Below are 9,318 nucleotides of genomic sequence, written 5' to 3'. Positions count from 1 at the left end.
TGAAAAATACCAAATAAAAATTTGCGCTAATTATGGCTTTCATTAGGAAAGAATCTTTGCTTTAGATATTTATATTTTCTGATTCAACCATTGAGCAAGACCACCAGCAATATTAAATGCCCGTTTTGCACCGTGATTTCGAAAGATTTCCGCCGCCGCAGAGGATCGTGGTCCACCTGAACAGAAAAAACCAAAAAGCGCAGTTTCTCCGCCAAAATGCGCAGAAATATAAGCCGTGAGAGTACCCTCTTGCTCCATTTTCTGGAGCTGTGCAAAAGGCAAATTAGTAGAGCCCGGCACTGTCAATGCCAGATACTCCGCACGTTCTCGAACATCAATGAGGAAAGCCTTTTCAGTATTTTTTTCGCGCTCAAATTCTTCCCATGAAAGCTCATCTAAGGGCAAGTTACCGGCCTTCTGGGGAGAAGAAACCGAATTATGACGGTTTATTAAGTTTGGCTCTTTTTTACCCTTACCCTGTTCTGACTTATCCGAATGTGGCTCCTGCGCTTCCTCATTCTGTGCTAGAAGAGGTATATATTCCCAGCGTCCTTCGAGCCCAGAATAGTAGCCCACCTGCCCTATCAGAGGGTTTCCGATTTCGGCAAGAATCTTCAGGGCTTCCATCGCCATAGATGTGCCCACTACACCCGCCAGCGCACCGATGACGCCCGCCGTCGAGCACGTGGGGACAGTTCCAGGAGCAGGTTGAACAGGATAGAGATCTTCATAGACCGGCCCATGACCCTGCCAAAACACGCTCATCTGTGCGTCAAAACCTAAAATCGCCGCCCAGATGTGCGCTATTCCTGCCCGTGCGCAAGCGCGAGATGCGATATAGCGGGTTTCAAAATTATCGCTGCCGTCAAGCACAACCGATGCGCCAGCAAACAGTACATCAACGTTCTCTTCCGTCAGGCGTTTCTCTACTGTTCGCACCGTGATAAACGGGTTCAGCGAGCGCAAAGAGTCCGCTGCGGACTGAGCTTTGGAGTTTTCGACCCGCGAGAACGTATGTATCACTTGCCGGTGCAGGTTGGAAACTTCCACTGCATCGTCGTCAATAATGGTGATAGTGCCTACCCCGGCTCCTGCCAGATAGAGCAAGACCGGCGCGCCCAATCCTCCCGCGCCAATTACCACTGCATGAGAATTTTTCAGCTTTTTCTGCCCTTCCAGTCCGAGTTCGGGCAGAATCATTTGACGGCCGTAGAGCTTATATTCGCTCGGTGAAAAATTCTCGTGCATATTTGCCTAGTTTTGGGTTGAAGACGCCGTGTTGGTGTCGATACCGACCCATTCGACGGAGCCGTCCACCAGTTCTTGTTCTTTCCAGATGGGTACTTCTGCTTTGATCCGATCTGCTGCGTTCTGGCACGCGGCAAAAGCTTGCCCGCGATGAGCCGCCGCTGCTAAGACGGTCAGTGCAGATTCGCCAATCTTTATAGGCCCCACGCGGTGTACCGCCCAGAGCCGAACGCCATCGATTTCCTCAGCGACGCTTTGCACTGTGCGTGCTATGAATTCGCGAGCTTGGGGGTGGGCAGAGTAGGAAAGCCCGGCAACAGCTGCGCCGTGGTCGTGATTGCGCACTATGCCGTCGAAAATGACCAGCGCACCCATTTGGTCAGTCATTACGTGCATTTTCGCAGAGGCGAGGAGGGGTTCCAAGGGCGATTCGGTGATATCGGTGTGCAGAACCAGCGATTCAGAAGGTTCCAGCGCATCGGTGGAGTGAAGGTTAGTGGTCATGGTAATCCTTAAGCTGTCGGCAGATGTGTTCAATGATGGGGTCCAAGACCGCGCAGCCGTCTTTCACTCCCCCTTGTGAACCCGGCAGAGTCATCACAAAGGTTCGGCCAATGACGCCGGCAACCCCCCTGCTCAGTACAGCGGCGGGTGTGCTTTCCATACCCTTTTGCCAGAAGGCATGCATAATTCCCGGGATTTCTTTGTCCAGGTGCGGCCGGACAGCTTCTACCGTTTGATCATCGGTGTTCAATCCCGTTCCGCCTGAGAGCAGAAGGAGGGTCGGCAGATTTCCCTGTTCCACCAAGTCAGCAAAGTGTTCAACGATTTGGCTATCTGCAATCACGGTCGCATCGGGTGTTTCAAAACCTTGCGAGCGCAACCAGTCCACCGCGATTGGTCCTGATTTATCTTCGTAGATTCCTTTGGACGCTCGGGTGGAGCAGACGATGACCAGTCCGCTACGATTTTCTGGCATGTCGTACGATTCGTCTTTCATTGAAAGCTCCCCTCTCAGGGGTCGATGGTGTTTCGCCGGGTCGGGTTCTATGACTGGGGTTTGTTCTGTATGGACCAGTCCCCTGATTTGCCTCCGGATTTTTCCAGTACTCGAATATCGGTAATCACGGCGAATTTATCTACTGCTTTAATCATGTCGAACACGGTGAGTGCCGCTGTGGATACTGCAGTGAGTGCTTCCATCTCAACCCCGGTCACTCCGCGCGTCTTAACGGATGCTTCGATGCGCACCCCATTTTCTAGTCGCTCAAAATCAACGGTGATTTTGCCCAGTGGGAGGGGATGGCACAGGGGAATGATATCTGGGGTGTGTTTGGCACCGAGGATTCCGGCTACCCGGGCTACGGGCAAAGCATCGCCCTTGGGAAGGTCGGCATCAAAGATTTGTTCGACGACGTCGGGGCGGGTGAGCACCGTAGCTTCGGCGAGCGCGATCCGGGTGGTCACTGATTTTTCGGTGACATCAACCATGTGCGCTGAACCGTCTTCTCTCACGTGGGTGAGGTGGTCTGATTCTGCCAAAGTTTGCTCCTACATCGTTTCGATTGTTGAAAGGGGGTACCACCGCAGAATATCACCGTTGGTGTAGTGCTTGTTCGGTTCTATCTCTACTAGCGCATTTGCTTGGGCGGCGCGGTGCAGAAGATGCGATCCGGTTTGTGGGTCTGGTTCAATCAGCCATTCTGCGGTGGCGTTGGATTCTGATGACGCGCGGGTGATGGTGGCGCGGCGGTATTGGGTTTTGCCGGCTAAACCTTCGAGGGGTTCCGCGGTTTGTAGTTTGCCCAGATGGGTGCCGGTATAGTACCAGGAGGTATTGAGGTGGGGTCTGAGGAACATGCGGTAGGAGATGAGGGTGCTGACGGGGTTGCCGGGAAATGCCAGCCAGAGGATGTTCTCTGAGCTACCTCGATGCGCTAGTTCCATGATTCCTTGAGGGCCGCCCGGTTGCTGGCTGACGTGGCCGAACCATAATTTTTGGACAGTAAGTTCGGTGGGATTCTCCATGAGCAGGTGAATCGCGTTCTTGATGACTTCGAATTTTCCGTGGCTAATGCCGCCGGAGGAGATGATCAGATGCGGGGAGAATTCATGGATAGCTTGGTCCAGATGATGAATGAGCTTCTGAGGATCATCTTGGATATGCAGATGCTTGCTGATGGCAGAGTCTTCTGCAAGAAGCTGTATGAGCATGGGCCCATTGGCGTCGCGGATGTGGGAAGGTGCGGGGGTATCGTTAGCCGCTACTTCATCGCCGCCGGTTACCACTAGCACACGCCGTGCGCCCTGAACCGTGACTTCCTTGATACCTTGAGCAGCTAGAGCGCCCACAAGTACAGCAGAAATTTTCTCCCCGGCGCGAGCGAGAATCTCCCCGACTTTGATGTCCTCTCCCGGCTGACGCACAAACTGCCCCGGTTGTGTCGTCGGTATATAGACCTCGCTCTGAAAAGCTGCGAAGCTTCCGTCCTTTTCCCCTTGCGGTTCACATTTTTCTTCGGGGACGACGGCGCTCAACCCAGCGGGCACTTCTGCGCCGGTCATAATCGGGTAGGCGATGCCGTCTTCGGGCACAAAGTTTTTGAGGCTTGCTCCCGCTGCAATATCTGCCCCCACGGTGAAGATGCGTGAGGTACTCACGGCAGCATGGGCGGTGAGGGCATAACCGTCCATCTGGGAATTAGGAAATGCCGGGACGTTCTCGGGAGCAAGAATATCTTCGGTTAAAACCCGCCCGTTTGCTTGTGCCAGGGCAACGCGTTCAGGTTCGGGGTCAGGGAGCTGCTGAAAGCGCTCGCGCACCAATGTTTGGTAGTTCTTTGGCGTGAGTGAATGTTCTTTCGAGAAGGTTGTGGTCAACGCGCACCTCGTAAACGTTGTAGGGCAATGAGTAAAAGAGCTAGTCCGAGAATGATGAGATACAGGCTAATGAGCATCAGTGAAGATCCCAGCGCCTCGGGCATCAAGTTTGAGCTGAGCATCAGCTCGATGTTGAGGGGAATCGTACGGGTCTTTTCAGCGATATTTCCTGCGAAGGTGACGGTCGCACCGTACTCCCCCAGAGCTCGGGCAAATGCCAACAGAAATGCAGTGGCAAGACCGGGATAGGACAGGGGTAGTAGCACTTTGCGGGTAATCTCCCACGGAGTAGCGCCTTCTACATACGCCAGTTCTTCAAATTCCCGTGGAATGGTACGCAAAGTGGTAACCGCCGTCGCAACGAAAAAGGGCAAACCCACAAATATCTGAGTCAGCACGACGGCGAACGGAGTGAAAGGAATTGAAACCCCAACCTCGTTGAGCCACTGCCCTATCAGCCCCCGGCGGCCCCAGAAAAAGGTCAGCGCCAAACCAGAGACAACTGGTGAGAGTATGACCGGCGTATAGAGAAAAGCGTAGAGAACCATACTTAGTTTTTTCCACCGCGTACGATCCAGCACCTGGGTAAAAATTAGCGAAAGGGGCAGACCGAGCACACCGCAAACCGCCGTAGAGATCAGTGCCGTGAGTACAGAGAGTCGAGTAGCTGCAAGTGCATCGGGGTGAGACAGTAGTTGCGCAGTATCTTTCCAGGGGATATGGAATGCCAGACCAGCTAAAGGACCAAGAATTACAAAGACGCCAATGGAGGCAGGAAGAGCAAAAACCCACGGGGCCGAACGAAAGGCAGTGTGCTTTTTCATCGGTCTCCGTGGGTTGCGTAGTATCTTCAGAAGTCTAGAAGTTCTATTCTACTTTTGCTGAGGCTACTTTGCAGAACCAAAGTCATACTGGCTCATAATCTTTTGAGCTTCCTCCCCGCTCAGCCAGGTGGCAAAGTCAGAAGCTACTGAGTTCTGTTTCCCCAGGTTGGTAAGAGCCATGGGATAGACATTGTCCTCTAAACCAGGAAGATTAATCACCGTGATGTCCTGGTCTTTTTTCAGGTAAGCAGCGTCGGTAGAGTAAATAAATCCAGCGTCTACCGCGCCACTGGCTACTTTGGTAGAAACGTCAGATACGTTCTTCTCTTCCGTAGCATTGCCCAGTTCTACATGTTGGTTGTCTAGCTCCTGATGAGCGAGGTTGCCGCAGGGCACCTCAGCGGCGCAAATTGCGGTGGTCACCGAGTCTGAGGCGAGATCTTTAACAGCAGAAATCTTGCCGGGGTTCCCTGCTGAGGTAGCCAGGACCAGGCGGTTCGTTGCAATAACCCTAGGTTCAGATTCTTTGAGGTCTTCTATCGATGTACGGGCGCCGTCCATCGTTTTTTGATCTGCGGTAATGAGCACATCAGGGCTAGCACCCTGCTGCATCTGCTGTACCAACTTCGAAGACCCTGCAAAGTTGAAAGAGACGTCCACTCCAGGATGCTCTTTCTCATACGCTTTCTCTAGTTCAGCACCGGCAGAATTGAGGGAAGCTGCGGCAAATACTTCTACGGTTCCACCTTCCTGAGAAGGAGAAGAACTTGAGCTGGCAGTATCAGAGTTAGCCCCGCATCCAGCTAAGGAAACGGTAGAAATAACACCTGCACTGAGTAAAGTTTTTTTGATATGAGAGTGTACTCCCACAGGGTAACCGCCTATTCAGCCCAAAACGAGAATATGGTTATCGAAGGTTTTTCCGACTAATGTAAATATAACCGTTTTGATACCAAATTTGTGAAGAGAGGTAACAATTGGCATTGAAGTTTAGCCCCGATGCGAATTCCGCCGGTGCTAGCGAAAAGCCTGCGACTTCTGGATCTGGCACCCTAATTGCCGGCACCACCTTACCCATTGTGTCCCAGCATGAGTCGACCATGCCCTCTGAGCTCAAAAAGTCTGGCCCCCTCGTTGATCAGTGGGGGCGCAACGCCACTGATCTGCGCATTTCCCTCACCGATAAATGCAACTTGCGCTGCCAATACTGCATGCCCGCCGAAGGTCTCGATTGGTTGCCCAACAACCGGCTACTCACCGCCGAAGAAATCGTGCGCCTGGCTCGCATTGGAATTGAAGAACTAGGCGTAGAAGAGATTCGCTTTACCGGCGGCGAGCCTTTGTTGCGGAAAGAACTTCCCGATATTCTCCGGGACATCCACCACGCCCACCCTGAAATTCCTCTGTCGATAACCACCAACGGCATGGGGTTAGAAAAACACGCGGATAAGCTCAAAGCCGCAGGGCTGAAACGCATCAACGTTTCCTTAGATTCCATTTGCCCCGAAACCTTTGCCGAGCTGACCCGCCGTGACCGGCTCTCCGACGTCCTCAAAGGCGTGGACTACGCAGCATCCATCGGGCTCAACCCCGTCAAAATCAATGCGGTACTGATGCCCGGTATTAATGACGGCGAAGCAGCGGATCTGTTGGAATGGGCAGTGACCAAGGGGTATCAGCTGCGCTTCATTGAGCAAATGCCCATCGACGCCGACAACCGCTGGACGCGCGAAGGCACCATCACCGCCGCCGAGATTCGCGAAAAACTCTCTGAAAAATTTGTGCTACATCAAGAGCCCGGACCCCGCGGCTCTGCCCCTGCTGCTCTGTGGGATGTCTACCCCTTAGGTACCCAAGAATTTGACCCCGCGAAGGCACTGGGCAAAGTAGGGATTATCGCTTCAGTGACCGAGCCCTTCTGCTCCACCTGTACCCGCACCCGACTGACCGCAGACGGTAAAGTCCGCTCTTGCCTTTTCTCGCAAACTGAAACAGACCTCATGGAGATTTTGCGTTCCGATGCCACCGACCAGGAAGTGGCAGTGCGCTGGCGAGAGGCAATGTGGGAGAAACCTGCAGCCCACGGTGCCAACAATGCGGGCTTCGAAACGCAAGAATTTGTACAACCCAGCCGTTCTATGAGTGCCATCGGAGGCTAACGCATGATTACCGTTCATTTTTTTGCCGCGGCGCGCGCAGCAGCCGGGCAAAGCAACCAATCTATTATTCCCGCAGAAATATCTTCTGACCAGCCCACGGTGGGTGAAATCGTCGCTTACCTCGGCAATACCCATTCAGGGCGTACACCTTCGGGCATGAGCCTGGGCCAGGTACTGGAACAGTGCTCTTTTCTGGTGAACGGCGCTCGCGCTGATCTGGATGTGAAGGTGCCCGACGGCGTCCGCCTAGATGTTCTACCTCCCTTTGCCGGCGGTTAAGCTCCATGAAAAACTCTTATCCTGAGTATGCAGCGATTGTGGTCGCTGGTGGTCGTTCTTCACGCTTGGGAGGAACTCCTAAGGCATCGCTCTCCAACGGTTCGAAAACACTTTTAGCATCCTCCCTACAGGCGGTTGCAACCGCACGGCAACGTGTGGTGGTAGGTCCAAGCGATTTACCCGTACCCGCCGATGTTAAACTCACCCGAGAAGACCCGCCCTTTTCCGGGCCTGCCGCTGCAATCACAGCGGGGGTACGAGCGCTACCGCCATCCTGCGAGTGGACCTGCGTCATCGCCGTCGATATGCCCCGCATAGCAGAAGCTATCGATGCTTTATTGGAAGTAACTCGTCAGGCTCCGGCAGATATCGAAGGGTTCTTCGGCGTCTCGGGAGAAATCGCGCAGCCGCTGGTAGGTATTTACCGCACGGAGAATCTCCGGCGGGTCTTCGATACTGATACCGCTCACCAATCGGTACGACGCTTTTTGCGTCAGCTTAACCTTCAGGCGGTACCCTTGGACGGCGGAGTAACCGACGACGTCGATACTTGGGAAAGCGCCCACGCCACCGGGTTTGACTCCCCGCAGTGGAACTAAACAAAAACTTGTGAAATTTACGAATGTTGCCGTACAAGGGCACCAAACTATATTGCACCATCAAAAGGAACAGAATATGCACCATACCCGCTGGGAAGATGCCGTTTCCCTCATGCACCAGCGTGGCACTCGCGCCGCTCAAATTCATGAACGGGTCGGTCTTGCTGACGCCATCGGACGAATCCTTGCAGAGGATGTGTACACTTTAGTCCCCCTGCCTCATTACAATTCTTCCGCTATGGACGGTTATGCAGTGTGCGGTTCTGGGCCTTGGATACTGAAGGATGCCGAGGAGCCGTCCGCCCATGAGAATCGCCATCGTCGGACGGTAGATTTACAGGACGGCGAAGCTGCCACGATCCTTACCGGCGGGTTGATACCCCCAGGGACAACTACAGTAATCCGGCTGGAGGGGGTTCATTTGGAAGAGCAGGATGGTTCAACGCTAGTGGTTTCGGATTACGGTGAACCGCAACCGGGGTCTGATATGCGCAACCGGGGTGAAGAGCTCGCTGAGGGGAGTCTTGCAGTGTCTCGTGGGACCCACTTGGGTGCGCGACATATAGCTTTTCTGGCGGTGTGCGGGTTTGATACGGTCCCGGTGATTACTCAGCCCACCGTCTCTCTTGCATACACCGGCAACGAAGTCATTACCGAGGGGATTCCAGGCCCCGGTGAAGTCCGCGATGCTTATTCTGCCCAATTTCCAGCGATTTTGAGCTCCATGGGCGCGAAGGTGCAGGGCACCGCTCGGCTACACGATGATATGGATGAACTCCACCGCTGGTTCAAGTCAGATAACTGTGTGGCATCAGATTTGTTGGTTCTCACCGGTGGTTCTTCTACCTCAGAAGTTGATCTTGTCCGCCAATTGCTGAGCGAGCTTGATGCCCATTATATTTTTGAGGCAGTTGCGGTTCGTCCCGGGCATCCCTGCCTAGCTGCAGAATTGCCTGACGGGCGAATCGTCCTCGGTTTGCCAGGCAACCCGCTGGCAGCTCACACCGCGCTCTATAGCTATCTGCCTGCCTATCTTGCAGGCGTAGCAGGTCAGAATCTATCGGAGCTTCTCTCTGTGGAGTTGACCGAAGATATTCCTCCTTTTAAGAAAGCTGACGCGCGGTTGATACCTGCCCGTGTAACCGGTGAGAAAGCGCGCCCCTTCCGCCGAGGCGTTGATTCGCATATGCTTTCGGCTTTTGCCCAAGCTCAGGCGTTGGTGGTTATCCCTCCTGAGGGTGCCGTTGCCGGTGAAAAAGTTCAGGCGCTGCCGCTAACCGTCTAGTCCTCGTTAGATGGTCCTGCGCTAGGTGGAGAGCGCAGTTCTCT

11 protein-coding genes are annotated in these 9,318 nt (G+C 53.8%); 4 read left to right on the top strand and 7 right to left on the bottom strand.

Annotated features, from left to right (window positions below):
* Positions 1-69: 69 nt before the first annotated feature.
* From IDM48_RS03040 to modA, 7 genes are all read right to left on the bottom strand, one after another.
* The gene (locus IDM48_RS03040; protein ID WP_190617989.1) at positions 70-1,248 is read right to left on the bottom strand and encodes a ThiF family adenylyltransferase; all 1,179 of its coding nucleotides are present in this window, start codon (positions 1,246-1,248) and stop codon (positions 70-72) included.
* Positions 1,249-1,254: 6 nt separating this feature from the next.
* The gene (locus tag IDM48_RS03035) at positions 1,255-1,752 is read right to left on the bottom strand and encodes a molybdenum cofactor biosynthesis protein MoaE (protein ID WP_068169638.1); all 498 of its coding nucleotides are present in this window, start codon (positions 1,750-1,752) and stop codon (positions 1,255-1,257) included.
* Entirely contained in the window at positions 1,742-2,248 is a 507-nt protein-coding gene (locus IDM48_RS03030; protein WP_190617987.1) for a MogA/MoaB family molybdenum cofactor biosynthesis protein, read from the bottom strand. The genes IDM48_RS03035 and IDM48_RS03030 overlap by 11 nt, the downstream gene beginning before the upstream one ends.
* A 47-nt stretch (positions 2,249-2,295) precedes the next feature.
* The gene (gene moaC / locus IDM48_RS03025; protein ID WP_145175220.1) at positions 2,296-2,739 is read right to left on the bottom strand and encodes a cyclic pyranopterin monophosphate synthase MoaC; all 444 of its coding nucleotides are present in this window, start codon (positions 2,737-2,739) and stop codon (positions 2,296-2,298) included.
* A gap of 60 nt (positions 2,740-2,799) precedes the next feature.
* A complete protein-coding gene (locus IDM48_RS03020) occupies positions 2,800-4,071 on the bottom strand; it encodes a molybdopterin molybdotransferase MoeA (RefSeq protein ID WP_190617985.1) in 1,272 nt (423 codons plus the stop codon).
* 53 nt (positions 4,072-4,124) lie between these two features.
* Positions 4,125-4,952, bottom strand: coding sequence for an ABC transporter permease (locus IDM48_RS03015; protein WP_190617983.1), 828 nt, complete (start codon positions 4,950-4,952; stop codon positions 4,125-4,127).
* Between the two features lie 63 nt (positions 4,953-5,015).
* Entirely contained in the window at positions 5,016-5,822 is an 807-nt protein-coding gene (modA, locus tag IDM48_RS03010; protein ID WP_238398022.1) for a molybdate ABC transporter substrate-binding protein, read from the bottom strand.
* Positions 5,823-6,052: 230 nt separating this feature from the next.
* Between modA and moaA the strand changes: the two genes are divergently transcribed.
* From moaA to IDM48_RS02990, 4 genes are all read left to right on the top strand, one after another.
* The gene (moaA, locus tag IDM48_RS03005) at positions 6,053-7,111 is read left to right on the top strand and encodes a GTP 3',8-cyclase MoaA (RefSeq protein WP_190618600.1); all 1,059 of its coding nucleotides are present in this window, start codon (positions 6,053-6,055) and stop codon (positions 7,109-7,111) included.
* A gap of 3 nt (positions 7,112-7,114) precedes the next feature.
* Positions 7,115-7,390: a MoaD/ThiS family protein gene (locus IDM48_RS03000; protein ID WP_190617981.1), complete on the top strand. Its 276-nt coding sequence runs from the start codon at positions 7,115-7,117 to the stop codon at positions 7,388-7,390.
* Positions 7,391-7,395: 5 nt separating this feature from the next.
* Entirely contained in the window at positions 7,396-7,989 is a 594-nt protein-coding gene (gene mobA, locus IDM48_RS02995; protein ID WP_190617979.1) for a molybdenum cofactor guanylyltransferase, read from the top strand.
* Positions 7,990-8,065: 76 nt separating this feature from the next.
* On the top strand, positions 8,066-9,274 hold the full coding sequence (locus IDM48_RS02990; protein ID WP_190617977.1) for a molybdopterin molybdotransferase MoeA: 1,209 nt from the start codon (positions 8,066-8,068) through the stop codon (positions 9,272-9,274).
* Positions 9,275-9,318 lie beyond the last annotated feature (44 nt).

Source organism: Rothia amarae (assembly GCF_014705945.2).
Lineage (GTDB): Bacteria > Actinomycetota > Actinomycetes > Actinomycetales > Micrococcaceae > Rothia > Rothia amarae.
The sequence above is the reverse complement of the archived record's forward strand: the minus strand, read 5'-3'. Positions and strand labels throughout refer to the sequence as shown.

Excerpts from the sequence above, each read along its gene's own strand:
- IDM48_RS03040 (WP_190617989.1), bottom strand. The coding sequence starts at position 1,248 with ATGCACGAGAATTTTTCACCGAGCGAATATAAGCTCTACGGCCGTCAA.
- IDM48_RS03035 (WP_068169638.1), bottom strand. The coding sequence starts at position 1,752 with ATGACCACTAACCTTCACTCCACCGATGCGCTGGAACCTTCTGAATCG.
- IDM48_RS03030 (WP_190617987.1), bottom strand. The coding sequence starts at position 2,248 with ATGAAAGACGAATCGTACGACATGCCAGAAAATCGTAGCGGACTGGTC.
- moaC (WP_145175220.1), bottom strand. The coding sequence starts at position 2,739 with ATGGTTGATGTCACCGAAAAATCAGTGACCACCCGGATCGCGCTCGCC.
- IDM48_RS03015 (WP_190617983.1), bottom strand. The coding sequence starts at position 4,952 with ATGAAAAAGCACACTGCCTTTCGTTCGGCCCCGTGGGTTTTTGCTCTT.
- moaA (WP_190618600.1), top strand. The coding sequence starts at position 6,053 with ATGCCCTCTGAGCTCAAAAAGTCTGGCCCCCTCGTTGATCAGTGGGGG.
- IDM48_RS03000 (WP_190617981.1), top strand. The coding sequence starts at position 7,115 with ATGATTACCGTTCATTTTTTTGCCGCGGCGCGCGCAGCAGCCGGGCAA.
- mobA (WP_190617979.1), top strand. The coding sequence starts at position 7,396 with ATGAAAAACTCTTATCCTGAGTATGCAGCGATTGTGGTCGCTGGTGGT.
- IDM48_RS02990 (WP_190617977.1), top strand. The coding sequence starts at position 8,066 with ATGCACCATACCCGCTGGGAAGATGCCGTTTCCCTCATGCACCAGCGT.